General features: G+C 59.4%; 25 protein-coding genes. 11 read left to right on the top strand and 14 right to left on the bottom strand.

What is annotated here, in order from left to right:
• Positions 1–131 precede the first annotated feature (131 nt).
• From Q1A34_RS16090 to Q1A34_RS16080, 3 genes are all read left to right on the top strand, one after another.
• Entirely contained in the window at positions 132–545 is a 414-nt protein-coding gene (locus tag Q1A34_RS16090; RefSeq protein ID WP_300036394.1) for an Hsp20 family protein, read from the top strand.
• A 3-nt stretch (positions 546–548) separates the two neighbouring features.
• A complete protein-coding gene (locus Q1A34_RS16085) occupies positions 549–773 on the top strand; it encodes a DUF1150 family protein (RefSeq protein ID WP_300036391.1) in 225 nt (74 codons plus the stop codon).
• A gap of 75 nt (positions 774–848) precedes the next feature.
• Positions 849–1,730 (top strand): PhzF family phenazine biosynthesis protein, encoded by an 882-nt coding sequence (locus Q1A34_RS16080; protein WP_300036388.1) that lies wholly within the window; start codon positions 849–851, stop codon positions 1,728–1,730.
• Here Q1A34_RS16080 and Q1A34_RS16075 read toward each other — a convergent pair.
• Both Q1A34_RS16075 and trxB read right to left on the bottom strand, forming a co-directional pair.
• On the bottom strand, positions 1,727–3,067 hold the full coding sequence (locus Q1A34_RS16075) for a cytochrome P450 (RefSeq protein ID WP_300036385.1): 1,341 nt from the start codon (positions 3,065–3,067) through the stop codon (positions 1,727–1,729). The two genes, Q1A34_RS16080 and Q1A34_RS16075, sit on opposite strands and share 4 nt — an antisense overlap.
• A gap of 121 nt (positions 3,068–3,188) precedes the next feature.
• Positions 3,189–4,169, bottom strand: a complete 981-nt coding sequence (gene trxB / locus Q1A34_RS16070) for a thioredoxin-disulfide reductase (RefSeq protein ID WP_300036382.1) — start codon at positions 4,167–4,169, stop codon at positions 3,189–3,191.
• 201 nt (positions 4,170–4,370) lie between these two features.
• On the opposite strand from trxB, the gene Q1A34_RS16065 reads away from it, so the two are divergent.
• Positions 4,371–4,871, top strand: a complete 501-nt coding sequence (locus Q1A34_RS16065) for an Lrp/AsnC family transcriptional regulator (RefSeq protein WP_300036379.1) — start codon at positions 4,371–4,373, stop codon at positions 4,869–4,871.
• Here Q1A34_RS16065 and Q1A34_RS16060 read toward each other — a convergent pair.
• From Q1A34_RS16060 to lgt, 4 genes are all read right to left on the bottom strand, one after another.
• On the bottom strand, positions 4,868–5,626 hold the full coding sequence (locus Q1A34_RS16060) for a Hint domain-containing protein (protein WP_300036376.1): 759 nt from the start codon (positions 5,624–5,626) through the stop codon (positions 4,868–4,870). The genes Q1A34_RS16065 and Q1A34_RS16060 overlap by 4 nt on opposite strands.
• Before the next feature lie 759 nt (positions 5,627–6,385).
• Entirely contained in the window at positions 6,386–7,141 is a 756-nt protein-coding gene (gene pgeF, locus Q1A34_RS16055) for a peptidoglycan editing factor PgeF (RefSeq protein ID WP_300036373.1), read from the bottom strand.
• A complete protein-coding gene (locus Q1A34_RS16050) occupies positions 7,138–8,196 on the bottom strand; it encodes an SAM-dependent methyltransferase (RefSeq protein ID WP_300036738.1) in 1,059 nt (352 codons plus the stop codon). The genes pgeF and Q1A34_RS16050 overlap by 4 nt, the downstream gene beginning before the upstream one ends.
• Positions 8,193–9,077 carry a prolipoprotein diacylglyceryl transferase gene (gene lgt, locus Q1A34_RS16045; protein ID WP_300036735.1) on the bottom strand — a complete coding sequence of 295 codons (885 nt, stop codon included), beginning with the start codon at positions 9,075–9,077 and terminating at the stop codon, positions 8,193–8,195. Before lgt ends, Q1A34_RS16050 begins: the two co-directional genes overlap by 4 nt.
• Positions 9,078–9,170: 93 nt before the next feature.
• On the opposite strand from lgt, the gene Q1A34_RS16040 reads away from it, so the two are divergent.
• The 5 genes from Q1A34_RS16040 to Q1A34_RS16020 all read left to right on the top strand — a co-directional run bounded on the left by Q1A34_RS16040 (position 9,171) and on the right by Q1A34_RS16020 (position 12,343).
• A complete protein-coding gene (locus Q1A34_RS16040) occupies positions 9,171–9,413 on the top strand; it encodes an accessory factor UbiK family protein (protein WP_300036370.1) in 243 nt (80 codons plus the stop codon).
• 296 nt (positions 9,414–9,709) lie between these two features.
• Positions 9,710–10,210 (top strand): YbjN domain-containing protein, encoded by a 501-nt coding sequence (locus Q1A34_RS16035; protein WP_300036367.1) that lies wholly within the window; start codon positions 9,710–9,712, stop codon positions 10,208–10,210.
• Between the two features lie 36 nt (positions 10,211–10,246).
• Complete coding sequence (gene proC, locus Q1A34_RS16030; RefSeq protein ID WP_300036364.1) at positions 10,247–11,062, top strand: pyrroline-5-carboxylate reductase; 816 nt, start codon at positions 10,247–10,249, stop codon at positions 11,060–11,062.
• Complete coding sequence (locus Q1A34_RS16025) at positions 11,055–11,393, top strand: tRNA-binding protein (RefSeq protein ID WP_300036362.1); 339 nt, start codon at positions 11,055–11,057, stop codon at positions 11,391–11,393. Before proC ends, Q1A34_RS16025 begins: the two co-directional genes overlap by 8 nt.
• Before the next feature lie 11 nt (positions 11,394–11,404).
• Positions 11,405–12,343 (top strand): D-glycerate dehydrogenase, encoded by a 939-nt coding sequence (locus Q1A34_RS16020; protein ID WP_300036359.1) that lies wholly within the window; start codon positions 11,405–11,407, stop codon positions 12,341–12,343.
• Here Q1A34_RS16020 and Q1A34_RS16015 read toward each other — a convergent pair.
• A complete protein-coding gene (locus tag Q1A34_RS16015) occupies positions 12,340–12,924 on the bottom strand; it encodes a thymidine kinase (RefSeq protein WP_300036356.1) in 585 nt (194 codons plus the stop codon). The two genes, Q1A34_RS16020 and Q1A34_RS16015, sit on opposite strands and share 4 nt — an antisense overlap.
• 284 nt (positions 12,925–13,208) lie before the next feature.
• Between Q1A34_RS16015 and Q1A34_RS16010 the strand changes: the two genes are divergently transcribed.
• The gene (locus Q1A34_RS16010; protein ID WP_300036353.1) at positions 13,209–13,673 is read left to right on the top strand and encodes a hypothetical protein; all 465 of its coding nucleotides are present in this window, start codon (positions 13,209–13,211) and stop codon (positions 13,671–13,673) included.
• Positions 13,674–13,687: 14 nt separating this feature from the next.
• Here the strand turns inward: Q1A34_RS16010 and Q1A34_RS16005 are convergent, their stop codons facing one another.
• From Q1A34_RS16005 to Q1A34_RS15980, 6 genes are all read right to left on the bottom strand, one after another.
• Complete coding sequence (locus tag Q1A34_RS16005) at positions 13,688–14,812, bottom strand: beta-ketoacyl-ACP synthase III (protein ID WP_300036350.1); 1,125 nt, start codon at positions 14,810–14,812, stop codon at positions 13,688–13,690.
• A gap of 179 nt (positions 14,813–14,991) precedes the next feature.
• The gene (locus Q1A34_RS16000) at positions 14,992–15,282 is read right to left on the bottom strand and encodes a hypothetical protein (protein ID WP_300036348.1); all 291 of its coding nucleotides are present in this window, start codon (positions 15,280–15,282) and stop codon (positions 14,992–14,994) included.
• A 233-nt stretch (positions 15,283–15,515) separates the two neighbouring features.
• Positions 15,516–17,606, bottom strand: a complete 2,091-nt coding sequence (locus Q1A34_RS15995; protein WP_300036345.1) for an acyltransferase family protein — start codon at positions 17,604–17,606, stop codon at positions 15,516–15,518.
• A gap of 687 nt (positions 17,607–18,293) precedes the next feature.
• Entirely contained in the window at positions 18,294–19,160 is an 867-nt protein-coding gene (locus tag Q1A34_RS15990; protein WP_300036342.1) for a hypothetical protein, read from the bottom strand.
• A gap of 68 nt (positions 19,161–19,228) precedes the next feature.
• Complete coding sequence (carB, locus tag Q1A34_RS15985) at positions 19,229–22,588, bottom strand: carbamoyl-phosphate synthase large subunit (protein WP_300036339.1); 3,360 nt, start codon at positions 22,586–22,588, stop codon at positions 19,229–19,231.
• A 132-nt stretch (positions 22,589–22,720) separates the two neighbouring features.
• On the bottom strand, positions 22,721–23,476 hold the full coding sequence (locus tag Q1A34_RS15980) for an alpha/beta fold hydrolase (RefSeq protein ID WP_300036336.1): 756 nt from the start codon (positions 23,474–23,476) through the stop codon (positions 22,721–22,723).
• 144 nt (positions 23,477–23,620) lie between these two features.
• Here Q1A34_RS15980 and Q1A34_RS15975 point away from each other — a divergent pair, with 144 nt between their 5' ends.
• Positions 23,621–24,169, top strand: a complete 549-nt coding sequence (locus tag Q1A34_RS15975) for a hypothetical protein (protein ID WP_300036333.1) — start codon at positions 23,621–23,623, stop codon at positions 24,167–24,169.
• Between the two features lie 71 nt (positions 24,170–24,240).
• On the opposite strand, the gene glyA is transcribed toward Q1A34_RS15975, so the two are convergent.
• Complete coding sequence (gene glyA / locus Q1A34_RS15970) at positions 24,241–25,536, bottom strand: serine hydroxymethyltransferase (RefSeq protein WP_300036330.1); 1,296 nt, start codon at positions 25,534–25,536, stop codon at positions 24,241–24,243.
• Positions 25,537–25,712: the final 176 nt, after the last annotated feature.

Raw genomic sequence — 25,712 nt, 5'->3', positions numbered from 1 at the left:
CCCCATCATAGGCCTTCATGTCCTGAGCGCCTAGCCCTTGCGTCATCACATTCCGGCCCCCATATTCCTGTCAGGAGTCGCCGTAACGGGGCTTTTAACAGACTGTCGCTTGACCACAGAGGACGTGTCGCATGACGAAAATGACCCTGGGATCCTATCCCCATATGCTGGGCTTTGAGCAGCTGGAACGCCTGCTTGAGCGTACCGCCAAGTCCGGCAACGAAGGCTACCCGCCTTTCAATATCGAACAGACATCTGATTTTTCCTATCGCATTACACTGGCGGTGGCCGGTTTCGCCGAAGACGACCTCTCGATCACCGTTGAGGACAGGCAACTGGTTATCCGCGGGCGTCAGAATGATGACAGTGAGGGCCGTGTGTTTCTGCATCGCGGCATCGCAGCGCGCCAGTTCCAGCGCAGTTTTGTCCTGGCCGACGGCGTGGATGTGGGCGAGGCGGTGATGGAAAACGGGCTGCTGCATGTCGATCTGACCCGCGCGAAACCGCAAAAGGTCGTGCAGACAATCAATATCAGGAAGGGCTGAGCTATGACCGACGCATTTGAGACAGCGCCACAGGAAAGCCGGATTGTCTACGTCAAGACCGTTGATGTGGCCGAGCTGCCGGATGAAGTGCAGGGCCAGGTCGAAGGATTTGAACAGCTCTACGCAGTACATGACAGCGAAGGGCAGCAACTGGCTCTCGTGGCAGACCGGCGTCTGGCGTTTCGCCTCGCGCGGCAAAATGACTATGCGCCTGTCGCGGTGCATTGACGCCCGCGCCTGATCCGCAAATACATGAAAGGCCGCTGATCACAGCGGCTTTTTTTTGAACCGGGAGGCGATGAGGTGCAGTTCCGTTTTGATTGGGTGGATGCCTTTTCGGACCGCCAGTTCGGTGGCAATGGCTGTGCGGTGGTGCATGAGGGCGCTGGTTTGTCCGATGCAATGTGCATGGCCTACGTGCGCGAGACATCCCTGGTGGAATGCACCTTTACCGGGCCTTCGGACGTTGCCGACCTGCGTGTGCGGTATTTTCTGGCAAGTCGCGAAATCCCCTTTGCGGGCCACCCGACAATCGCAACTGTTGTGGCACTGCGCCAGCGGGATATGATCCCCGACGGAGAGCTTGTGCTGGAAACAGGCGCGGGGCTTGTGCCGGTCATTGTGCGGGGTAACGACGTGCAGATGACGCAGATTGCGCCGGAGTTTGGTCCATATGTTCCGGAGACGCTGGTTGCCGCGGTAGGAAGCATTGCACCCGAAGACATCATTGCGCCGCCCCGTATCGTTTCAACGGGGCTGCCATTCTGTATCACACTGCTCCGGAACCGCGACGTGCTGGAAAGCCTGCAAATGGACGCCGGGGCGCTGCGCCGGTTGGCGGATCACCTCGGCCAGGAGGATGTCGACATGATGGAGCCGTTCTGGGTGACACTGGAGGATACGCCTGCGGGGGCCTCGACGCTCAGTCGTCTGTTACTGGCGCCACCCAGCCCTCCCGAAGATCCGTTTACCGGCTCTGCCACCGGCGCAATGGCGGCGTATCTCTGGGCGGGCGGTCATATCGCTGCCAACAGTTTTACGGCGGCCCAGGGTGATGGCATGGGCCGCCCCGGCCGCGCAGGTGTCGAGGTCCTGGGGCCGCGCGATGCGATTTCAGGCGTAAAGGTCAGCGGCTCCGGTGCTGTCGTCATGTCCGGGACAGTGACCTTTCCGCAAGGGATTTAGGCAGCAAGGCGCAGTGGCTCGGATCGGCGCAGCACGATGGGCAGGCCTCCCTTGGGTTTTGGGATCGGCATCCTTTGCCATTCAGGGGCACCGTGGGGCAGCACGATGTGATGGTCCCGCAACAGCGTCGCCACAAACAGCTTTACCTGCATGGTGGCAAAATGCATGCCGATACATTTGTGGGCGCCGCCGCCGAATGGTGTCCAGGCAAAACGGTGCACCCGGTCTTCTGCGCGTTCCGGCGAGAAACGGTCCGGATCAAACTCGGTTGGGTTGGTATAAAGCTCCGGTGACAACATAGTGACGCCCGGGTTCAGCGCGAGCGAAGTACCTGCCGGGATATCATACCCGTGCCAGTGAAAGTCGCGCAACGCCATACGTGGAATGAACGGGACAGGTGGCACAAGGCGCAGCGCCTCGCGGAACACCCTGTCGGTATCGGTCATCCTGCCAAGTGCGTCTTCGTCCAGTGCGCCGTTCCCAAGTGCCGCGACCTCGGCAGAAATGCGGCGCTGCCAGTCAGGATGTGTGCCCAGAGCCGCCATCATGACGGACAGCGAGGTGGCGGTTGTGTCATGTGCCGCCATGATCAGCAGATTGAACTGATTGAGGATTTCGTCCTCGCTCCACGCATTGCCGTCATCGTCTGTGGCAAGACACATCTGCGAGAAAAAGTCGTCTCCCCCCTTTGCGCGACGCTCGGGGATCAGAGTGCGGAAAGTCTCGCGCAGAAAGTCCCTGCCGCGGACCCCGTGCCACATCGGCGTGAACGGCAGCGGTTGCCGGATCGGCGTCACAGACGCGCGGATTTCGTCTGTGATGGCGCGGTTGATGCGCTTCGCCAGATCCCCGTCCAGCGGCAGCCCCATGAAGACGGCACCACCAACACGCAGCGTCAGATCCTTGATTGCGGTGTAGAAGCAAAAGGGCTCGTCTTTGGGCCAGGTGGTCAGCAGATCGCGCATCGTGGCGGCCATCCGCTCCCGGTAGTCACGGATCGCCGATGCGCGGAACGCCGCGGTCATGATCCGGCGGTTCTGCCGGTGATGGTCAAAGTCCTGCAGGATCAGCCCGCCGGGATAAATGAGTTTCAGGGCGTCCCACCCGCCCTCTGAGGAAAAGTTTTTTTCCTTGTCCATCAGGACATATTCAAGCGCGTCGGGGCCGCACAGATTGACCCGCCAGACGCCCAGCATTTTCGTTTTGTACACATCCCCGTAGCGGCTGATGTAATCCTGCTGCGTGCCATAGCTGTCGCGTGCGATGGTCAGTGTGTGGCCAATGATGGGCGGGGCCTTGGGGCCGGGAATGTGGGAAAGAGCGGCTCGGGTGGGCATGGGAGACCTCGCATGAAACGGACAATGGCAGCACCCGACAGGGCACAGACTGCTTTATCCATCTGCAAGGTTGGGAGCGGCTTAACCCACCGTACGCACGCAACACCCCGGCGCTGCGGCCTTATTCTGCAGCACTTTCCGCAAGGACGGCGGTCTCGTCCGCTTCATTCTCTGCCAGAAACCGTTCCGCTTCGAGCGCTGCCATACACCCCATGCCCGCCGACGTAACGGCCTGGCGGTATTTATGATCTGTCAGGTCGCCCGCGGCAAACACTCCGGGAATGGAGGTTTCAGTGCTGTCTGGCTTTGTGACGACATAGCCGCCCATATGGGTTTCAAGCACGTCAGCAACCAGTTCATTGGCGGGTGCATGGCCGATTGCCACAAAAACACCCTTTGCCGGGATTTCGGTGATTTCGCCTGTTTTGGTGTGTTTCACGCGCACCGCTTCCACGCCGAGCGGCGCGTCTGTTCCGACAACTTCGTCCAGTTCATGGAACCACAGCGGTTCGATCTTTGGGTTTTTCATCAGCCGGTCGATGAGGATTTTCTCGGCCCGCAGTTCGTCGCGGCGGTGGATGAGTGTAACCTTTGACGCGAAATTTGTGAGGAAAAGGGCTTCTTCCACGGCGGTGTTGCCGCCGCCGATCACAACAATCTCCTGCCCGCGATAGAAAAAGCCATCGCAGGTCGCACAGGCGGACACGCCAAAGCCTTTGAATTTCTCCTCGGACGGCAGACCCAGCCATTTCGCACGTGCGCCTGTCGCCAGTATGACAGCATCGGCAATATAAGTCGTGCCGCTGTCACCCGTCGCGACAAAAGGCCGATTGCTCAGATTCAGGTCGTTGATGATGTCCCCGATGATCTCTGTACCCATTGCCTTGGCATGTGCTTCCATCCGCACCATCAGATCGGGGCCCTGAACCTCTGTATCGCCTGGCCAGTTTTCCACTTCGGTCGTTGTGGTCAGCTGCCCGCCCGGTTCAATGCCCTGTACCAGAATGGGTTCCAGCATCGCGCGGCTGGCATAGACGCCTGCGGTGTATCCCGCAGGACCGGACCCGATGATCAGAACGCGTGTTTTCCGTGTGTCGCCCATTGAATCCCCCAAGAATCTGGCACTGAGTAGCAGACCCGATATACAGATCGCGGCGGCGCTCTTAAACCCCTGCTGTCATGGCGTTTACTGCAACTCCGAATTGAGCGATTTGGAAAGATAAGAAATAATGTTGCGCAACTGCGAAACATTATTGCGCATACTTTGGCGTATGCTATAACTTCCGCAAAATGAGGGGGCTTTATGGCTGGAACGCGGCTTGATCCGATTGATCGAAAAATTCTGGCTGAATTGCAGGCTGACGGACGCATGACCAATGTTGAACTGGCGCGCCGTGTTGGCATCTCAGCGCCGCCTTGCCTGCGCCGTGTACGCACGCTCGAGGAATCCGGGTACATCAGAGGGTATCACGCGGAGGTTGATGCCCGCGAACTGGGGTTTGAGGTCCAGGTTTTTGCGATGGTTGGCCTGGCCAGTCAGGCAGAGGCAGATCTGACCGCGTTTGAGGACCGGTGCCGTTCGTGGCCGCTTGTGCGGGAATGCCACATGCTGAACGGCGAGGTTGATTTCATCCTGAAATGCGCGGCACCCGATCTGTCAGGATTTCAGAAGTTTCTGACAGGCGAGTTGCTGACGACGCCAAATGTCGCCAGCGTCAAAACATCGCTTGTCATCCGTGGGGCCAAGGACGAGCCGGGTGTACCATTTGATGTTCTCGAGGAACGGCTGGCATCTGACAGCTAAGCCGCGGTCAGGTCCTCGTCACCGGGATTAAAGCGCATAAACCTCACAGCACCAAATGCACCCAGTGTGTCCATATGTGGAAAGAGCGTCATAAAAACATCGCTCAGGGTTTGTGAGACATTGCGCAGCGGGTCGCGCCCGGGATGATAGCTTTCCACCTCCAGTCCAGCGGCAATTATTGCTGCATGGCGCCGAAGTGCGATATGAAACAGGCGTACGGGCGTGGGGGGCGACATTCCGATGACGTTGACGCCGTCAACAAATGCACTGGCAGGTGTCATAACCTGCTGACCTTCCCGCCCGCCAGACATGCCCGGAAGCGGCTGCAACAACCGGGCGCCCGCGCCGAGACTGATGAAACTGTCGGGACGACTCACCCCGAAACTGTCGGCTACAATGCGCGTCAGCGGCATCTTTGATGCGTTCTCCGCAGGCGCAAAGACGGCGGATCCGATCCAGGTGATCTCGCTCATTTCACCATCAGACGTCAGGACCCGGTCTCCTGGCTGAAGATCTTCTATTGATGCCTGTCCGGTATCGGTCTGGATCAGTGTCCCTTGGGCAAAGGCTGAAAAGGCCGCATCGAACAATGGCATCGCCGGCACTCTGCGTTGTCCGACGACCATGCTGCCATCCTCGCGCAGCGCAGCAATGTCGACAATGCGGGCCCCGACAGCGGTCTGTTGTCCGGTTCTGCGCTCTGGTCGCAACGCGCGGTCACCACGGTGCGTGGCGGGGGGATGGTTCAGGGTCATGCGATCACCTTTATCAGGTTGGTCACATCCCGTGCCGGCCCCCACCGACGATCACGGAAAGGACGATTTAGTGTTCTTTCGTGTTTTGGGTTCGGGTAATTTGCCCCGCCGCAGTCCATTCTGTCAAAAAAATCAGAAAACTGTTCGGTGCGCAGGATCAGTTGCGATCATTTTCCGGCATTGTTTCGTTCGCAGAACGGGTTTTGTCACAATCCGGGTTTTGCCTGTGCCAAAGAAAAACCCTCCCGCAACTCGGTGCGAGAGGGCTTTTACGGACAGTAAAACCTCCAGGGACAGAGGGGTTCAGGCGGACCTTTTCAGAGGGGTCTGCCCGGTTTTGCGACGTGCAATGAAAGCGGCGCGATGTCCACCCCGCGACCAGGGCAGCTCTGCGCTGCTGGTAGCGGCTGTTCGGATGACCGAAGCGATGAAGTGTGCGTTCGTTTTCATTATCGCGTCCTGCTCGATTATCTGCGATTGGGCCTTTTGCCTCTTGCTGACCACTAATCTGCCCCTTCATTCCGGCGGCATTTTGGCATTGTCGCAAAAAAAGAAAAAATATTCCGGGGCCCCGGGCTGCAATTTTGAACGAATTGCCCAGGTTTGTTGAAATTCTTCAGAGAATTGAATTTATTAGGTAAAACCCGAACCAAAGCGCAGTCTTCGGCGACAATCGAACACGCTGGCACGGATTGTTCAGCGAAAATCAGGCGATTTCGCGGCGGTAAGTGCCTTGTTCCTGCCAGTATCCGTTCGATTTCAAAGCGCTATCGCGGCGATCAGCCTGCCATAGTCAGCTTCGCGTGCATGTGTGCTCCGTCGGTAGGAGAAAAACCGGTCGGGATCTGCGTAGGTGCAATGCCGTGTCCACTCTGCAGAGCCGATCCCGGCCGCGCGCAACCGGTACAAGCCGAATGCGGGCAGATCGAAATGCATCCTGTCGCCTTCTCCGTTGGCAAAAAAGCGGGTGAAGTCTTGGTCCTCGGCGATGAAGGTTTCGAAAAACTCCGGTCCAACCTCATATGCAGCTTGTGAAATGGAGGGCCCGATCACGGCGCTGATACTGGCACGGTCTGCCCCGGCAGCCACCATGGCATCGACGGTTGCTTCCAGAATGCCATCCAGCGCGCCGCGCCATCCTGCATGCGCTGCTCCTACAACCCCCGCTCTGGTATCGGCAAACAGCACAGGCTGGCAATCGGCGGTCAGAACGGACAGAGCGATGCCGGGCGTCGACGTAACAAGACCGTCTGCTTTTTGCTTTTTCTCTGATGGTGCATCCACTGTGACCACAGTTGCCGAATGCACCTGATGCACGCCGACCAGATGATCCGGGGCAACTTCCATGGCAGCAGCCACCCGCGCCCGGTTGATGGCGACGATTTCGGTTTGATCCGAACTGCCTGTGCCGCAGTTCAGCCCCTCGAATACGCCCGAGGACGCCCCGCCCCGACGTGTGAAAAAACCGTGTCTGACGGCGGAAAGGGCGTCACTGGTCAGAATTTCGAGTGTCATGCATCCAGTCCCGGTGGCGGAGAGCCATTTTCGGGAAACAACCCGAGAACTTTGAACAGGTTTCCCATTTCCTCCGGGTGCGTCAAGCGGCGATGTGCAGCGATATGCTGCTCAAGCGCGTCACCGCTCAGTCCGGCAGCCAGGGCCCGCGCGCGTGCTGTAATCCCAAGGCGTTCCAGAAAAACGCCCTGTGGCGTCGGTTTTGTATGCGCGCAGGGTGCGGCAATACTCAGTGCTTCGAAATCCACATGAGCGGTAATGTCGGCAGTGCCCGGAGCCGCAATCGGATCGGCGGGGTTGTGGTCCTGCAGGGCCTGCAGGGTGTCGCCCAGGCTGTGCCAGTCGCCATAGTCAATGATCAGTGCAACGCCGCCGTGCTCGGAAATGCGGCGGCCCACCATCTCGGCTACTGGGGCGGCGGCGGGGCAGTATTCCACGATATCGCCCGGGGCGGTATCGTCCAAACGGGCACTGAGCGCGGGCTGTGGCAGTTCCGGCCCGAGCCCAAAGGACAGTCTTCCGTTCTGCAGCCCGACCTGCTGTTCGCGCCAGTGAGCGTCGCTACGGTGAAACTGTCTTATGGGCAGGGCATCGAAAAACTCATTTGCCACAAGAAACAGCGGGGCCTCCGGCAGGGCGTCACAACTCTCCAGAAAATGCAGATCAACGCCTGCGATGGTCTCTCGCTGAACATTGCGCAGTCTGTCCGAGGCCTCGATCAGTGTCACCCGGGCTGCATCTATAAACCCTGGCACCTGACCCGCGGCACGCAGAATATCGGCCATGAGCGTTCCGCGCCCCGGACCTGCCTCGGCCAGTGTAAAAGGAGAGGGACTGCCCTGATCGCACCACGCCTGTGCCAGCGCGAGGCCGATCAGTTCACCGAACATCTGGCTGATTTCGGGCGCTGTCACAAAATCTCCCGCGCGTCCGAAAGGCTCGCGGGTCACATAGTAGCCGAACTCCGGATGCAGCAGGCATTCGTGCATGTATTCGGCAACAGAAATCGGACCGTCAGCGGCGATACGCGCTTTCAGCAGATCGCTCAGGCTCATGTCGTGCGCCGTGCCCGCTGTATCAGCCACAGACCGGCCAGTATCATTGGAAGGGACAGTATCTGACCCATGGTCAGCCCCCAGCCGCCGATATGCCATGCCAGACCCAGCGGATTGCCGGGAGAGACAAAATGCGCGTCCGGCTGGCGCACAAACTCCACAACAAAGCGGGAAAGCCCGTAGCCTGCGAAAAACGTCCCCGCGACGAGGCCCGGGCGATGCAGCGCCCCGGATCGCCAGACCATCCAGATCAGCAGCGCGCCCAGAACAACACCTTCCAGCCCCGCCTCATAAAGCTGGGACGGGTGCCGCGCGCAAAGACCAGTGACATCGGGGCAGAACTGCGCGTCCGGACCGGGAAAAACAACGCCCCAGGGAAGATCAGTGGGCCGGCCCCAAAGCTCTCCGTTGATGAAGTTGGCCAGCCGCCCCAGCAACAGACCGGGCGGCACGCCAAGCGCAATCGCATCTGCAAGGCCCGTCATCGGCAGGTTTTGCCGCCGGGCATAGAGAAATGCAGCGACCACAACTCCCAGCAGACCGCCGTGAAAGGCCATGCCCCCCTGCCAGACAGCCAGGATTTCACCGTGATTTTCCAGGTAGTAGGCGCGCTGATAAAAAGCCACATATCCCAGTCGGCCACCGATGATCACCCCCAGGATGATCCAGGTCAGCAGGTCCTCGATCTGGGTGGGTGTCACAGGGGGGGTCTGGCTGCGCCACAGGGCGGGCCGGCGCAGCGCCGCGATAACCAGCCGCCAGCCGATCACGATGCCCACGATATAGGCCATCGCGTACCAGCGCAGGGCCAGTTCAAACCCGAAAACAGAGATGGAAAAGATTTCGGGGGATATGTCTGGAAACGGGATCACTGCGTGCATGCGCTCAATTGCCCGCGCCGGGATGCGGAAGTCAACCTTGCAGGCGCCTTCAATCGACCCCATATTAGCTGTGCAGCACAACGGAGACATGGCATGCAGACGCGCAACAAAATGTTCGACGACATTTCACAGCTTATGACCAACGCAATGGGTGTGGCTCAGGGCGCGCGGGAAGAGGCCGAGACGGCGATGAAAAGCCTTGTGGACCGCTGGCTCGCGGACCGCGATTTCGTTACCCGCGAGGAGTTCGACGCGGTGCGCAGCATGGCGCAGAAAGCCCGCGAGGAGAACGAAGCGCTGAAGGCACGTCTCGACGCCCTCGAAGCCAAAGGCTGACCGCGTCGCTGCCAGACAACCAATAGCTCATGCGTTAATCCAAAATACCCGGCCAGCCGGTGAACAAATTCTTTACCCCCGTGCCAAGTGTTAACGGTTGCGGAGATTTTGGGCCGATTCATACGATATCCACAACTTATTGTGTTAACCCGCAATAAAAGGGGTTGTCACACTGGCGCTGGCACAGCACCATATCCTGTATGGGTCGAGGGGATCGCCCCGATCCATAGCGCAGGCACCTGGTTCCTGGGGGCGCACCCTGCCTCCATCGCCAGAGCGACAAAAGAGGTGTATCTATGGCCCTGTCCGAGCAGTATCTGGAAGAAGACATTCACCCCATCGACATCGTTGAACATCTGGCAGCCCATCACGAGTGGGATTTTGACCGGATTTCCGACGAACAGATTGCGATGGCCGTTGAGGGACAGTGGCGCACTTACTCGCTGACGCTGGCCTGGTCGGCCTATGACGAGACACTGCGGATGATCTGTACATTCGATATGGAACCGCCAGAGGAAAAACAAGCACAGATCTATGAGCTGCTCAATCACATCAATGACCAGTGCTGGGCGGGTGCATTCACCTACTGGGACGAGCAGAAACTGATGGTCTACCGCTACGGGCTGGTTTTGTCCGGTGGCCATGTGGCAAGCGCGGAGCAGATTGATACCATGATCGGCGCGGCGGTGATGAGCGCCGAGCGTTACTATCCGGCGCTGCAACTGCTGGCATGGGGAGACCGGACCCCCAGCGAAGCGCTGCAGGTGGCCATTGCAGAGGCCTACGGGCGCGCGTAAACCTGACCCCCGAAGACAAAGTTAATTGGGGGTCTCATGAACAAAAGCCGGATTGCGCGCCAAGGACTTGTGCTGCTTGGATGCGGAAAGATGGGATCGGCCATGCTTCAGGGCTGGCTGAACCGGGGCCTGCCACCTGCATCGGTTTTTGTCAGTGATCCGTTTCCGTCTGACTGGTTGCAGGGCACGGGCGTCCACCTGAACGCAGAGCTGCCGGAAAAGCCCGCCATTGTGCTGGTTGCGGTAAAGCCGCAGATGATGGCAGATGCGCTCCCCTCCCTCAAGGCCATGGGCAATTCAGACACGGTTTTTGTCAGCGTCGCCGCGGGGATCACGATCCGGTATTTTGAACAGATACTTGGCGCGCAGACACCCATCGTACGCGCCATGCCCAACACACCTGCTGCAATCTCTCAGGGGATCACAGCGATTGTCGGCAACAGCGCAGCCGGGACGCGGGCAATGGAAGAGGCCGAAACGCTGCTGAGCGCTGTCGGGGAGGTCGTCCGGCTCCAGACAGAGGCGGATATTGATGCCGTGACCGGTGTCAGCGGTTCAGGCCCGGCCTATGTTTTTCACATGATTGAAACGATGGCTGCCGCCGGTGTGGCAGAGGGTCTTTCCCCTGAACTGGCAATGAAACTGGCCACGGCGACAGTGGCCGGTGCGGGCGCTCTGGCGCGCGACGCAGATGTTGGCCCGGACCAGCTGCGCGTCAATGTGACATCACCCAACGGCACGACACAGGCGGCACTCGAAGTGCTGATGGATGCAGATAACGGATTTCCTGCTTTGCTGAAACGCGCAGTAAAGGCAGCAACAGAAAGATCAAGAGAGCTGGCAGATGGCTGAGATTACATTCGATGATTTTATGGCAGTGGATATCCGCAAAGGCACTGTGCTGCGCGCCGAACCATTCCCGGAGGCTCGCAAACCTGCGCTCAAAGTCTGGATCGATTTTGGGACGGATATTGGCGAGAAAAAGACCTCTGCCCAGATAACGGCGCACTATGACCCGGAGACGCTTGTTGGCAAACAGGTGATGGCGGTGGTGAATTTTCCGCCCAGACAGATTGGCCCGTTTATGTCCGAGGTCCTGTTGCTGGGGGTTGCCGATGAGAACGGAGAGGTCGTGTTACTGAGCCCGGACCACCCGGTGCCCGACGGAGGGCGGATGCATTGACCCGGATTTTCATGAGCCGCCCGCTGCCGGAACGTGTCCAGGCCGCCGCCCGCGACAGGTTTGATCTGACCGTCCGTCCTGAAACCGGTCCTCTGAGCACCGAGGAAATGCAGGCAGCGCTGCGCGATTTTGACGGTGTCGTTCCGACGCTGGGTGATTTGTTTTCTGCAGAGGTTTTTGCAGCCGTGCCTGATGCGCGCTGCAGGGTATTGGCCAATTTTGGAGTGGGCTACAACCATATCGATACAGATGCAGCCCGTACCGCGGGCATTGCCGTGTCCAACACGCCTGGTGCTGTGACAGACGCCACGGCCGACACGGCCATGACGCTGATGCTGATGAGTGCGCGTCGCGCAGGCGAGGGCGAGCGCTTGGTCCGCGCAGGTGCCTGGGAAGGCTGGCATCCGACGCAGCTTCTGGGGATGCACCTGGGCGGCAAAACGGTGGGCATTGTCGGAATGGGGCGCATCGGGCAGGCCATCGCCAGGCGTTGTCATGATGGGTTCGGCATGAAGGTGGCCTATCACAGCCGGTCGCCCAAAGAACTGAGTTTTCCGGCGTCCCGTGCCGAAAGCCTGAAGGCTCTGGCCGGGTCAGTGGATGTGCTGGTTCTGGCCGTTCCAGGCGGCGCTGAGACGCATCATCTGATCAATGCAGAGGTTCTTGCGGCCATGCGGCCGCATGCCCATCTGATCAACATCGCGCGCGGCAATGTCGTTGAAGAGGCGGCCCTGATCGATGCATTGCAGACCGGGCGCATCGGCGGGGCGGGCCTCGATGTCTACGAGTTCGAACCCTCGGTCCCGGAAGCGCTCAAGAGGCTCGAGAATGTGGTGTTGTTGCCGCATATCGGGACGGCGGCACTTGAGGTTCGCGAGGATATGGGACTGATGAGCGTCGACAATCTGGTGGCGTTTTTTGACGGTAAACCACTGCCGAACGCTGTCTAGCCCGTGTCGCCGACGGCTTCCCGCCAGTGTCGGCGGCACAGAGAAATATAGGTTTCGTTCCCGCCGATCTGCACCTGAGCACCATCGCGCAGGGCCTTGCCGTTGGCATCCATCCGGACGACCATCGTGGCTTTTTTTCCGCAGTGACAGATGGTGCGCACTTCACGCATCTCATCGGCAAGAGCGAGGAGAGTTGCAGAGCCGGGGAACAGCTCGCCGCGAAAATCGACGCGCAGTCCAAAGCACATCACGGGCACCTTCAGATCGTCAACCGCGCGCGCCAGCTGCCAGACCTGGTCGCGTGATAAAAACTGTGCCTCATCCACGAAAACACAGGCCATCGGACCTTCTGCCTGGCGCAGCCGCAGCCGCTCAAACAGATCGTCCCCTTCTTCAAAGGTATCCGCCGGCTGACCGATGCCAATGCGCGAGGCGATCTTGCCGTCACCGGCTCTGTTGTCGAATCGCGCGGTCAGCAGATACGGCACCATCCCCCGTTCCCGGTAGTTGTGCGCGGCCTGCAAAAGCACTGTCGATTTGCCGGCATTCATGGTGGAGTAGTGGAAGTAGAGCTTGGCCATACACTGCTTGATAGGCCTTGCCAGCGGGGCTCGCAAGCCGCCGGAAGGGCAAAGGGGAGCAGCTGCGCAACATCCGGCGGGGGCCGGACTGTTCTCCCGTATGAACAGAGCGCAGCGCTGCTCCTACCAAATTACCGGCTGCGGGAAGCCGGCCACTCATAAACCCCCAGTACACGTGGGTGCGTTTTTATAAATGACATTTCCCTGCCATCCGATTAATGGGGAAAGCCAGAACAGATTTCTCAATGGTTTTCTGGCTGATACGGGTGGGGAAGGTGAACTTTATGACTGCGATCGGGCGATATCTGAAAAAACATACCGAGGCTCTGGTCAAGGATGTGGGCATTGAGCAGGCCTGCCGGGTGACCGGAAAGTCCAAGGCGACGCTTGGCCGCTACTATTCAGATCACGACGAACATGCTGACCGGTTCATGCCCATCGAGACAGTTGCGCTGTTGGAAAAGGCGTCCGGGTATCCGCATGTCACCGGGGCGCTGGCCGAGCTTTCGGGCACGTCTCTCCAATACGATGAGCGCCGCCCGAATGAAGAGCGGCCCGGGGGCGTGAACAGCGATGTTATCGCGTTAAGTCAACGGTTTGCGATGCTGATGGCTGAATATCAGCAGTCTATGGAAGACGGCAAAATCACCATCAACGAGGCCAAACGCCTGCTGAAAGAGACCACGATGCTGCAGCAGGTTCTGGTCGATATGAAGCTGCACCTGGAGCAGGACCACGGGGGCGCCTGAGGCGGGTTGCGGGCTTATCCCCGCCGGCGCAACAGGACCGATCCGACGGAGTATCCGGCCCCGAATGAGCAGATCAGGCCGATGTCGCCGTCGGCCATGTCATCGGAATATTTTGAAAACGCGATAATCGAGCCCGCCGAGGACGTATTGGCGTAATCCTGCAGGATATTCGGCTGTTCCTGAGGCGCGGGCGTGCGGCCGAGCACTTTTTTTCCGATAAAATCGTTCATAGTTTTATTGGCCTGGTGCAGCCAGAGACGTTTGAGATCCGCAGCACCGGTGCCGACGCCCTGCATATGCGCTGCGATATGTTCGGCAACCATGGGCAGCACTTCTTTGAACACCTTGCGGCCGTTCTGCATGAACTGCATATCGCGCCGATCCACCATCCCTGCAGGGCGTGAGCGGCGTAAGTATCCGTTATTGTTGCGGATATTGTTGGAAAATTCGGTGGCGCAGCGGGTCGAAATGATCTCGAAAAACGCGCCCGTTGCGTCTTCTGCGCGCTCGATCAGGGTCGCTGTGGCCACGTCGCCAAAGATGAAGTGGCAGTCCCGGTCGCGCCACTCCAGGTGGGCGGAGCAGATCTCGGGGTTGATCACCAGAGCCCGCCGGACAGAGCCCGCGCGGATCATATCCGCCGCGGTCTGAATGCCAAACGTGGCCGAGGAACAGGCAACGTTCATGTCAAAGGCAAAACCGCCCGCACCCAGAAGCTGTTGAATTTCCACGGCAATTGCGGGGTAGGCGCGCTCCATATTGGAGGCCGCACAGATCACCAGATCAACATCGCGGGCGTCAATGCCCGCCTGTGACAGGGCCCTGTGCGCGGCGTCCATACCCATTTCAGCCATCAGTGACGGTTCGTCATCACTGCGTTGGCGCAGCAGGGGGTGCATCACCTCCGGATCCAGAACACCTGTTTTATCAATCACATAGCGCTGTTCGATGCCCGATGCCTTGAGGATGAATTCCTCGGACGAATACTCTTTGGCGCTCACCGATCCTGCGGCGATGTCGTCCGCGTGTTCCGCGTTGAAAAGGTCCACATATGCGTTGAAGGCGGTGACCAGTTCCGCGTTGGTGATCACGTTTTCAGGGGTGAAAACGCCGGTTCCGGTAATGGCAGGTGTATGCATGGCTCATCTCTCCCAGGGTGTGCCGTTCTCGCCGGAAGAGGCCCGCGTCGTCAAGCCACAGCCGCGAAAGTGACGCAGCGTCCGGCGGGGCCAGAGCCGCCGTCGGTGCCGGGTCGGTATCGCGTCGGTATAACGTCGGTATTACGTCGGTGCGGCGCGCACGGGGCGGTTACCCGGTCTTAACGTACGGGCACCGAGTAAAGCACGTATCCGTCACGCCGCGCGACCTCGACCGCGCCGGTGTCGATCACGAACACGCCGAGGTTCTCTGCATCCTCGGGACAGCCCACCAGATCAGCGGCGTCATCAAGGAACTGGTTGGTGAAATCATCCTCGCCCACGCGGCGGCAGATATCGCCCTTGAACCGGTAACCGTCGCCGAAAAGCGGCAGAGACCCGGTGACGGGTTCGGGGGCAGGGGTGCAGGCAGCGACGAGGGCTGCACAAATAATGGCGGTGACAAAACGCATGCTGTTGCTCCATCAGTGAATGGAATGCAGTCTATGCCGAACGGGGGCTTGTGTCCAAACCGGATGACGCCGGTGGCGGGTGTGTGCGGGACTTGCGAACATGTCTGCGTTGGCCCGATGGCTGCTTCGGGATCGTTCAGCGAGCGGTCATCTTGGAACCCTCCGGGCTCGAACCCATGACCCTGACCTTTGCAGCAAATCACGCATATTGGTGGAGCTTTCTCAGTTTCAGTTCAAAACGACCGCTCCACGCGGATCACGATGATCAGGTCTGGTTTTTCCTTCGCAGTTGTAAGGTCCTGGGGAAGTGTGCGCAGTTTCGAATTCCAGTGCCCGCGATAATGGACCTCTTGAAAAGCAGCGTTGATGTAAGGCGCTACAGAGTTCGTGAAGGAATCACCGATAACCCATACTGTCTGTTCGGATAGTGGCGCATTGTTCATCACAATCTCAGTGCGGCCAAAGGACGTTTCCGGTTGGTGCTCCAGAGGCAGGGATTCCAGATCTGGCTGGCTGGCCCATTCGATTTGCCAATTGTCGCCGGCGGTGACGGGAAAGCCCGCAAGATCAGAGATTCCTACCAAATCACCTGAGTACGGCGTGCTGGCTTTAAAAGATACTTCAGGAACGGGCAAGCCGATGCGGTCTGCCAATACCGAGAAAGCCCGAAACGCACCCTTGTCGTTCCAGTGCGTGTCAGTTCTGTAGTACAACAATCCTGCGCTTTGTTTGGTGCGCAGCAAGTCTTCGGTTGGATCAACCACAGTCAAGTTTGCAATGGCGTCCAGGCGCTCAGAAAAGTAACTTACGTAGCGCCGCTCAGAAGGTTCGATCCCGACGGGGAGATATTCCGGGTAGATGGTTGATTTATTGGGGCTGATCAATAACGCGACCCGAGATCCCGCTGTTTCGGCGGCTTCAGCCAGGTTTGCGAAAAGAGTTGTCTCTTGCTCAATGTTCGCCGGATCAGGAGGAGAGGCAAGCTTCAGTTTGGCAACTGTGTCGTCAAACGCATTCCCCAAAAACAGCCAGTCCTCCTGACCCTGATACCATCTCGAAGATCGGCCATAAATGTGTTCAGCCCCCGGGCGTTCGACGAGCAGCTTTTCGAGCGTGTGCGATTCCGATAAATCCGTCCGACTGATCAACAGCCCCGCTGCACCCACCAAAATCATAGTTCCTGTCAAACCGACTGTCTTCAGGTGGGCGTTCCGGTGTCCAAACCGCAAGGGTTTTTCAACAAACCTTACTGTGAGCCAGGCAAGAAGAATCGCCAGAACTACCGCGACAATGCGTGCATCCCGATGCGGAGGTTCACCGCTTTCGACAATTTGGAGAAATGACAGAATTGGCCAGTGCCAAAGATAAAGTGGATAACTGATCAACCCGAACCAGACCGCAACAGGGTTCATCATAAATATCCGATTGGACCACGCCGCTGCTCCCGCTGCTATGGTGAGTAAGGTGCCGCAAACCGGAACGAGGGCCCAGGTGGACGGGAACGGCGCGTTTGAGCTGATCTCTGCGAAACCGTAGATCAACAGGCAAAGCCCACCCAGAGCCATGATGTTTTCGGTAAAGGCGATCTTTCCACGCTCAACAGAGAACGGCACAATCCGCGCGATACATGTGTCTATGCGCTTCCTGGCGAGATCCAGTGCGTCCCGCTTATACAGCGTCAGCCAGGCAAGAATGCTGCCACTCAAAAGTTCCCAGAAGCGACCAAAAGGCCAGAAAAAAACCTCGGTCGGGTTTGGCGTCACAAAGCGCATATTGAAACAGAACGATGCAACAGCAACCAATAACGTGATCCATATGAGATTGAAGTGTTGCCGCCAGGCCAGCCACAAAACAACCGGCCAAAAGATATAAAACTGCTCTTCGACGGCCAGGCTCCACAAATGAAGCATGGGCTTGGTATCCGCGGCTGTGTCGAAATACCCGCTTTCGCTCACAAGAACGAAATTGACGATGAAGGCCGCGCCGCTGAAAAGATGCTTTCCAAGTTGCTGGAGCTCTTCTGATATCAGTGCGAACCAGCCAAAAATGAGAGAGCTGACCATCACAAGAATGAGGGCTGGAAAAATCCGCCGGATGCGTCTTTGAAAGAAGTCCAGAAAAGAGAACTTATCTTCGTCAAGGCTGGTGAAGATGTGGGCCGTGATGAGATAACCACTGATGACGAAAAAGACGTCAACCCCGGTGAAGCCACCGGGTAAGCCGGCCGGAAAGGCGTGATACGAAACAACCGAAAGGACAGCAAAGGCTCTCAGCCCGTCTATTTCAGCCCTGTAAGCGGTCTTTTCAGGTTCTATTGACGGCAAAGGTTTTCCACACTTTTTGCTACATTGGAATTTTCGCGTTTTTCTACTGACGCTGCAGATCGTTTAAGCCGCATTTCTTTTCGAAGTCGACAGGGCTTTTGCGTATTCTGATTGTGTGTGTCATCTGCATCTCTGCAATGATCAGCCCTTTTAATCGCCAGGTAGTTTGCAGGAACACACCGTTTTGACGGGCCCGAAAAAGTTGCAGACTGATGCTTCCACAAATCCTCTTTCAAAATCCAAGTGGTTTTTAGCGTTCTGCCGCCATCATGCCAGCAGACATGAGCCAGGGCGAAGAGGCCCTGAAAAGAGGGTGCCCAGCGGTACTTGGCTGAAAGGCCTGTTTGCCGCCCTGCATCGGCAGAACACTGCGTTCAACAGCCGGAGGCGTGTGCTGTTTGTGCCCCTGCAGTGATTTCCCCAACATCGCCGTCAGCCTGTGTCGCATTGCGAGAGGTTCGGCATCTGAACCAGACGCCAGGGGCGCGCGCGGTTTTCTGTTGCAGAGCGCGCCGGGGCGGATGGATGGGGTCTTTGACCGCCCGGGCGCATCTGGCCGCATCATTCCAGGCCGGATATTTGCGGCCCCGTTCCGGCCTGTGACCTGTGGGGCGGCCGTGACGGGCCCCGGCCACCATGCCGCAGGGCAGGCCGCGCGCCCCGGATGGAACGCGGGCCGGTCCCGGGTCAGGCGGGCAGGGGCATCAGCGTTTTGTCGCCTTGCGCGACATGCTGCGGGGTGCGGACGACCGTCTGCCGGGCTTCGAGCACTTCGGCAAACTCGATCAGGTTCTCGACCCGTTTGGTGTTATGCGGAAAGGTCGAGAGGGCCCGGACCAGCCAGGAAAAGAACCCGTGTCCGTGGCGCTGGCCCTGTTCCACAAAACCCTCGATGCTGACCCGGTTGGCCAGGCTGTTGCCGACGGTCATGCGCATCATAGCGTTGAGTGCTGCGTCGAGATTGCCGTTGATCATGGCCAGACCCATCTGGTCGCCCGAGAGCTGCGTCGAACGTTCATAGGGATAGAGCAGCAGGTTAAAGATCATCAGTCTTTCGACCGACGACAGAACGGCCTGGAGCCACATGAAGCGGTACTTTTTGGTGGCAAGCGCGCCCACAAAGCGGCCGACGACAAAGCGCATCTGCGCGTCGCTGTCAGGTTCGGAGAGTATGCCGGCATTGATCATCAGATATTTGCGCCGCAGCAGCATGACGAGTTTTGCGTTGAAATCGCCCTCGTCAACGACAAAGGCGATGACCTCGCCCTTGTAGCCAAAGTACTCTTTGGCGTCCTGGACCGCGCGGATCACTTCGGGGAAATTCTGCTCGGAACACTCGATGGAGTTGTTCAGGTGGTTGGCCGCAAAAAGACGCACAGCGAACCAGAGGGTCACAATAACCGTGGGGATCACAATCAGGGCAATGCCCGAGGTGGCCATAACGATCACGGACCCGATGATGACAGCAGGGACGAGAACAAAGAGTGTAAGGGTAAATCTGAAGGCTTCAGACGGGTGGCGCAGCGCTTTGAATTCCTGGGTAGACAGACTCATGACGACCTCCAAGTCGGTTGTGATTGTCTGAGCCTGCTCCCTTTAAAGTGGAAAGTCTGTGAACTACTTCACCCTTGCAGCGATTTTACCCCGACATCGCCGTCGGCCTGGGCGCGGATCGCCAGAGCTGCGGCATAGGAACCGGCAGCGGTGGTGAAATAAGGGATGCGGTCATAGAGCGCGATGGAACGGATGGATTTGCTGTCCTCGACGGCCTGGGTGCCCTCGGTGGAGTTCATCACCAGCTGGATGTCTTCGTTCTTCATCATATCGGTGACATCCGGGCGGCCCTCGTAGACCTTGTTCACCGTGCCGCAGGTCAGGTCATGTTCGTTCAGCCATTGGGCCGTGCCGCGGGTTGCAACCAGGGTAAAGCCCTGCTCCAGCAGGATTTTTGCAGCTGAGAGCATGTCATCTGTCTTGTCCGCATCCTTGATCGAGATAAAGGCGCAGCCGGAAGTGGGCAGCGGGTTGCCTGCGCCCATCTGCGCCTTGAGGAAGGCGCGGGGGAAGTCACGGTCCCAGCCCATGACCTCGCCCGTGGAGCGCATTTCAGGCCCCAGGATCGTGTCCACGCCCGGGAAGCGGGCGAAGGGCAGAACGGCCTCCTTGACCGAGAACCAGGGCATGTCCGGGTCGGCAAGGGTCATCGGATCGCCCAGCGGCAGCACGGCCTCATAGGCGGCATCGGCGTCATAGGGTGCGCGCAGCGGGAAGTTGCTGAGTGGCTCGCCGGCCATGATGCGCGCGGCAATCGAGGCGATGGCCGAATCGGTCGCCTTGGCCACAAAGGGCACGGTGCGCGAGGCGCGCGGGTTGACCTCGATGAGGTAGATTTCATCGTCCTTGATCGCGAACTGGATGTTCATCAGACCCACAACGTTGAGCGCCCGGGCCAGTGCCTCTGTCTGCTCTTTCACCCGTTCGATGATCTGCGCAGAGAGCGAGTAGGGCGGCAGGGAACAGGCGCTGTCACCGGAGTGCACGCCGGCCTCTTCGATATGCTGCATGATCCCGGCGACATGCACGTCCCTGCCGTCACAAAGCGCGTCGACGTCGAGCTCCACCGCGCCGGAGAGATAGTTGTCGAGCAGCACCGGGCTGTCGCCCGAGACGACCACAGCAGAGGTGATATAGCGCTCAAGGCTCGCCTGATCGCGCACGATTTCCATCGCGCGGCCCCCCAGCACATAAGAGGGGCGGATCACCAGCGGGAAGCCGATGTCCTTTGCAATCTCCAGCGCCTCGGCGTCGGAATGAGCGATGCCGTTGTTGGGCTGTTTCAGACCAAGACCCTGGACCAGCTGCTGGAAACGCTCGCGGTCTTCGGCCAGATCAATCGCGTCGGGTGTCGTGCCCAGGATCGGGATGCCCGCGTCATGCAGCGCGTTGGCCAGCTTCAGCGGTGTCTGGCCGCCAAACTGCACGATCACGCCGTGCAGGGTACCGTTCTCCTGCTCGGCGCGCAGGATTTCCATAACGTGCTCAAAAGTGAGCGGTTCAAAATAGAGCCGGTCGGAGGTGTCATAGTCGGTTGAAACGGTTTCGGGGTTACAGTTGACCATGATCGTCTCATAGCCCGCATCGGTCAGCGCGTAGCAGGCGTGACAACAGCAGTAATCGAACTCGATCCCCTGGCCGATCCGGTTGGGGCCACCGCCCAGGATCACCACCTTGTTGCGGTCGCTGGGGCGCGCTTCGCATTCGACCTCGCCAAAGACGGGTGCCTCGTAGGTGGAGTACATATAGGGTGTCTGCGCCTCGAACTCGGCGGCGCAGGTGTCGATGCGTTTGAAAACAGCCGTCACGCCCAGATCGGTACGCGCGCGGCGTACGGCGGTTTCGGTCTGACCGGTGAGGGCGGCCAGTCGGGCATCGGTAAAGCCCATCATCTTGAGCCGGCGCATGGCGGTTGCATCCTGGGGCAGCCCGGCGTCGCGCAACCCGCGTTCGGCCTCGACGATCTCGCGGATACGGGCCAGGAACCATGGGTCAAACATGGTCACGCCGTGGATCTCATCATCCGACAGCCCGTGCCGCATGGCCTGGGCGATGGTGCGCAAACGGTCGGGCGTCTGCTGGCTGATCGCTTTGACAATGGCGGCCTTGTTGGCGCCGTCACTCTCCCAGTGGGCCACGCCCACGCCGTCAATGTCGATCTCGTCAAATCCGCTCAGGCCCTCTTCCATCGAGGCCAGTGCTTTCTGCATGCTCTCGTGGATGGTGCGGCCGATGGACATGGCCTCGCCCACGGATTTCATCGCAGTGGTCAGGTTCGGCTCGGCGCCGGGGAACTTCTCAAAGGCGAACTTGGGGATCTTGGTGACCACATAGTCGATGGTCGGCTCAAAACTGGCAGGGGTCACCCGCGTGATGTCGTTGTCCAGCTCGTCCAGGGTATAGCCCACGGCCAGTTTGGCGGCGATTTTGGCAATCGGGAAACCGGTGGCTTTGGAGGCCAGCGCCGAGGAACGCGACACACGGGGGTTCATCTCGATCACGACCATACGACCATCGACCGGGTTCACGGCCCATTGCACGTTGGAGCCGCCGGTTTCCACACCGATCTCGCGCAGCACGGCGATCGAGTGGTTGCGCATGATCTGGTATTCCTTGTCCGTCAGCGTGAGCGCCGGGGCCACGGTGATGCTGTCGCCGGTGTGCACGCCCATCGGGTCCACGTTTTCAATCGAGCAGACGATGATGGCATTGTCAGCCGTGTCACGCACCACCTCCATCTCGTATTCTTTCCAGCCCAGCAGCGATTCATCGACGAGAATCTGACCGACGGGAGACGCATCCATGCCCGACCGGCAGATCGCCTCGTAGTCATCGCGGTTGTATGCGACGCCGCCACCGGTGCCGCCCATGGTGAAGGCGGGGCGGATAATCGCGGGCAGGCCGACCTCTTCCAGAGCTTCAAGTGCCGCATTAATGCCGGCGGCCAAGTCTTTCTTTCCATTGGCATCTGTGGGAGCAGTGACAATGGTGGCCTTGGGGTTTTCGATGCCCAGCCGGTCCATCGCCTCGCGGAAGAGTTTGCGGTCCTCGGCCATCTCGATGGCCTCGCGTTTGGCGCCGATCATCTCGACGTTGTATTTGTCGAGCACGCCCATTTCCTCGAGCGCGAGCGAGGTGTTCAGACCGGTCTGGCCCCCCATGGTCGGCAGCAGCGCGTCGGGGCGTTCTTTTTCGATGATCTTGGCGACCATTTCGGGCGTGATCGGCTCAATATAAGTGGCATCCGCCAGACCGGGGTCGGTCATGATCGTGGCGGGGTTGGAGTTGACCAGGATGACCCGGTAGCCTTCCTCGCGCAGCGCCTTGCAGGCCTGTGCGCCGGAGTAGTCGAATTCGCAGGCCTGACCGATCACGATGGGCCCCGCTCCGATGATCATAATCGACTTGATATCGGTTCTCTTTGGCATGGCGCGGCCCCCTGTTGATCAGACACCCCCATGTGTCCAAATTGTCCTGCGTTATAGGCATGAGAACCCGCTGCGCAAGGGGGAATGGGCGATTCCACAGGTCTTTGTTCCGGCGGCGGGCCGGGGGTGGCGTCAGCCTGCGAGAAAGGTGCGCACCGCTGCTTCGAAGGCGCGCGGTTTTTCGGCGTGCAGCCAGTGACCGGCACCTGGCAGTTTTGCAAAATGTGACTGCGGAAAGAGGCGTTTGATCTCTGGCCTGTGGTCGCGCTGGACATAGTCAGACAGGGCACCGGACAGAATTAAGGTGTCACCTTCAAAACGTGCGTCAACCTGCGGAAAGCCAAGGATTTTGTCCATCTCTGCCGCGAGTGTATCGAGATTCAGCCGCCATTTTTTGCCTGGTACATCCAGCGACTGGGTAAAGAAGCTGCACAGGGCAGGCTCCACACCCAGTTGGGCCAGTTGTGCCTCTGCCTCTGACCGGCGGGTGACTTTGGAGAGGTCCACAGCGCGCATGGCATTGATATACTGGATCTGGCTGTGGCCGTAAGAGACGGGCGCGATATCGGCAACGATCAGGCGCGCCACCAGGTCGGGCCGGGTCAGCGCCAGCAGCATTGAGGCCTTGCCCCCCATCGAGTGGCCAACCACATGCATAGGCCCCCCCAGATGGGCGATCAGCTCTGCCAGATCACCGGCCATATCCGGGTAGGAATGGCTGTCCGTGCGCGGGCTCATACCATGATTGCGCATGTCCGGTGTGATCACGCGGAACCGGTCGGACAGCCGTTTGGCAATCACACCCCAGTTGCGCCCGGAGCCGTATAGCCCGTGGACAATTATGACGGTGGGCGCGTCCGGCGCGCCGGTCTCGGTGTAGTTCAGCATGAGCCCGGAGGTAGCGGATTTTGCCGCCATGCGCCAGTCTGGCTGGTCTGAGACGGTCCGTAATAAGATTTTGTTAAGGTTTGCACACTACTCACAGTCCGGGGGCGCTGACTGAGCAAGAAGGCGCGAGGACCTGCCCGTATCATGAATAAAAACTTTATCGGCCGTCTGGGCGAGACACCAGAGCAGGAAGACCGCGACCTGTTCCGCACCTATGGCGGGCCGATCAGGGTGGAGATCGTGCCGGGGTTTCACCGATCCGGAAAATACCTGTTTCTGGCGCGGGCCTTTTTTCAGCAGGACAAAGAGATTGTGACCCTGTTTTCCGGCCGCCGGGCGCTGGACACCGGCCCGCTGGCGCAGACGCTGCAGGCGCTGGAAAGCCTGGCCGCGCAGCGCGCCGCGGCGGAGCGCCGCCCCGCACCGCCCAAGGATGCCATCCGCCTGCCTGTGCAGATCAAAGGGGCCTGGCAGCACCAGTATTATGCCGATGACGACGGCGAAGAGGTCAAGATTTTCCAGCTTGTGGTGGCCCGCTGGGGGTTTACGGACCTGCAGGGACAGTCACACCAGTTTGGGGAATCGCCCGCCTGCGACGTGAAGTCGAGCCGCCGGGTGAAGTCGCGTATGCTGCAGCCGCGCGAGATCGACGCCCTGCCGCGTGAACGTCACCCCCGACCTGCAGAAGGCTGAGGTCTGTCACCAAAAAGGCCCCGCACAAGATATGCAGGGCCCTTTTTAAGAGGGTATTCAGGTTCTAGTGATCAGAGGCCGGGATACATCGGGAAGCGCGCACAGAGCTCTTCGACCTCGGCCTTTACCTTGGCCTCGACGGCTGCGTTGCCATCTTCGCCATTGGCGGCCAGACCGTCGACCACTTCGATGATCCAGTCTGCAATCTGGCGGAATTCCGGTTCACCAAAACCGCGTGTCGTGCCCGCAGGGCTGCCCAGACGGATGCCGGAGGTGACCATCGGTTTTTCCGGATCAAACGGTACGCCGTTTTTGTTGCAGGTGATATGCGCGCGGCCCAGGGCCTTTTCTGTGGCGTTGCCTTTGACGCCTTTGGGCCGCAGATCGACAAGCACGACATGGGTGTCGGTGCCGTGCGTCACTGTGTCGAGGCCGCCTTTGATCAGCTGATCACTGAGGGCCTGGGCGTTGGTGATGACCTGCTGGATGTAGCTTTTGAACTCCGGACGCAGGGCCTCGCCAAAGGCCACGGCCTTGGCCGCGATCACATGCATCAGCGGTCCGCCCTGAATGCCGGGGAAGATGGCCGAGTTGAATTTTTTGGACAGATCGGCGTCATTGGTCAGGATCATGCCGCCGCGCGGGCCGCGCAGGGTTTTATGCGTGGTGGTCGTGGCGACATGGGCGTGCGGGAAGGGCGAGGGGTGCTCGCCCGCAGCGACCAGACCGGCGAAATGCGCCATGTCCACGTGCAGATAGGCCCCGACGCTGTCCGCGATTTCGCGCATCTTTGCAAAGTCGATCTGGCGGGGGATTGCAGAACCACCGGCGATGATCAGTTTCGGCTGGTGCTCTCTGGCCAGGTCTGCGACCTGATCATAGTCGAGCATATTGTCCTGTTTGCGCACACCATATTGTACCGCGTTGAACCATTTGCCCGACTGGTTGGGGCGCGCGCCGTGGGTCAGGTGGCCGCCTGCATCCAGCGACATCCCCAGGATCGTATCACCGGGCTGCAGCAGCGCCTGGAAAACCCCCTGGTTGGCCTGGCTGCCGGAGTTGGGCTGCACATTTGCAAAGTCACATGCAAAGAGTTTGCAAGCCCGTTCGATGGCCAGGTTTTCCGCGACATCCACATGCTGGCAGCCGCCATAATAACGCCGCCCCGGATAGCCTTCGGCGTATTTGTTAGTCATGACCGAGCCCTGAGCTGCGAGCACGGCGGCGGAGACGATATTCTCGGAGGCAATCAGTTCGATCTCGTCGCGCTGGCGTCCCAGTTCATCGGTGATGGCGCCAAAGATTTCCGGATCACGGTCGGCGAGGCTTTCGGTGAAAAATCCGGGTGTGCGGTGCGGGGCATTCATGAGGCAGTCTCCCTGGCAAAATAGCAGATATGCGCGCCTCATACCCTAATCGCTCCTCCGGCAAAAGGCGGTAAAGCGACGCCCTGCCGCTTTGCGGCGGCATTGCCCGCGCGCATCGGAAACCCCTGTCACCCACCCGGTGGCTGGGCACTGGTCATGGCGCGCCATATGTGCTT

Origin of the sequence: uncultured Roseobacter sp. (genome assembly GCF_947491795.1) — a bacterium.
In the GTDB taxonomy this organism is placed as follows: Bacteria; Pseudomonadota; Alphaproteobacteria; order Rhodobacterales; family Rhodobacteraceae; genus Roseobacter.
This window is presented reverse-complemented; position numbering and strand designations above follow the sequence as displayed.

Excerpts from the sequence above, each read along its gene's own strand:
- Q1A34_RS16090 (WP_300036394.1), top strand. The coding sequence starts at position 132 with ATGACGAAAATGACCCTGGGATCCTATCCCCATATGCTGGGCTTTGAG.
- Q1A34_RS16085 (WP_300036391.1), top strand. The coding sequence starts at position 549 with ATGACCGACGCATTTGAGACAGCGCCACAGGAAAGCCGGATTGTCTAC.
- Q1A34_RS16075 (WP_300036385.1), bottom strand. The coding sequence starts at position 3,067 with ATGCCCACCCGAGCCGCTCTTTCCCACATTCCCGGCCCCAAGGCCCCG.
- trxB (WP_300036382.1), bottom strand. The coding sequence starts at position 4,169 with ATGGGCGACACACGGAAAACACGCGTTCTGATCATCGGGTCCGGTCCT.
- Q1A34_RS16065 (WP_300036379.1), top strand. The coding sequence starts at position 4,371 with ATGGCTGGAACGCGGCTTGATCCGATTGATCGAAAAATTCTGGCTGAA.
- Q1A34_RS16060 (WP_300036376.1), bottom strand. The coding sequence starts at position 5,626 with ATGACCCTGAACCATCCCCCCGCCACGCACCGTGGTGACCGCGCGTTG.
- pgeF (WP_300036373.1), bottom strand. The coding sequence starts at position 7,141 with ATGACACTCGAAATTCTGACCAGTGACGCCCTTTCCGCCGTCAGACAC.
- Q1A34_RS16050 (WP_300036738.1), bottom strand. The coding sequence starts at position 8,196 with ATGAGCCTGAGCGATCTGCTGAAAGCGCGTATCGCCGCTGACGGTCCG.
- lgt (WP_300036735.1), bottom strand. The coding sequence starts at position 9,077 with ATGCACGCAGTGATCCCGTTTCCAGACATATCCCCCGAAATCTTTTCC.
- Q1A34_RS16040 (WP_300036370.1), top strand. The coding sequence starts at position 9,171 with ATGCAGACGCGCAACAAAATGTTCGACGACATTTCACAGCTTATGACC.
- Q1A34_RS16035 (WP_300036367.1), top strand. The coding sequence starts at position 9,710 with ATGGCCCTGTCCGAGCAGTATCTGGAAGAAGACATTCACCCCATCGAC.
- proC (WP_300036364.1), top strand. The coding sequence starts at position 10,247 with ATGAACAAAAGCCGGATTGCGCGCCAAGGACTTGTGCTGCTTGGATGC.
- Q1A34_RS16025 (WP_300036362.1), top strand. The coding sequence starts at position 11,055 with ATGGCTGAGATTACATTCGATGATTTTATGGCAGTGGATATCCGCAAA.
- Q1A34_RS16020 (WP_300036359.1), top strand. The coding sequence starts at position 11,405 with ATGAGCCGCCCGCTGCCGGAACGTGTCCAGGCCGCCGCCCGCGACAGG.
- Q1A34_RS16015 (WP_300036356.1), bottom strand. The coding sequence starts at position 12,924 with ATGGCCAAGCTCTACTTCCACTACTCCACCATGAATGCCGGCAAATCG.
- Q1A34_RS16010 (WP_300036353.1), top strand. The coding sequence starts at position 13,209 with ATGACTGCGATCGGGCGATATCTGAAAAAACATACCGAGGCTCTGGTC.
- Q1A34_RS16005 (WP_300036350.1), bottom strand. The coding sequence starts at position 14,812 with ATGCATACACCTGCCATTACCGGAACCGGCGTTTTCACCCCTGAAAAC.
- Q1A34_RS16000 (WP_300036348.1), bottom strand. The coding sequence starts at position 15,282 with ATGCGTTTTGTCACCGCCATTATTTGTGCAGCCCTCGTCGCTGCCTGC.
- Q1A34_RS15990 (WP_300036342.1), bottom strand. The coding sequence starts at position 19,160 with ATGAGTCTGTCTACCCAGGAATTCAAAGCGCTGCGCCACCCGTCTGAA.
- carB (WP_300036339.1), bottom strand. The coding sequence starts at position 22,588 with ATGCCAAAGAGAACCGATATCAAGTCGATTATGATCATCGGAGCGGGG.
- Q1A34_RS15980 (WP_300036336.1), bottom strand. The coding sequence starts at position 23,476 with ATGCTGAACTACACCGAGACCGGCGCGCCGGACGCGCCCACCGTCATA.
- Q1A34_RS15975 (WP_300036333.1), top strand. The coding sequence starts at position 23,621 with ATGAATAAAAACTTTATCGGCCGTCTGGGCGAGACACCAGAGCAGGAA.
- glyA (WP_300036330.1), bottom strand. The coding sequence starts at position 25,536 with ATGAATGCCCCGCACCGCACACCCGGATTTTTCACCGAAAGCCTCGCC.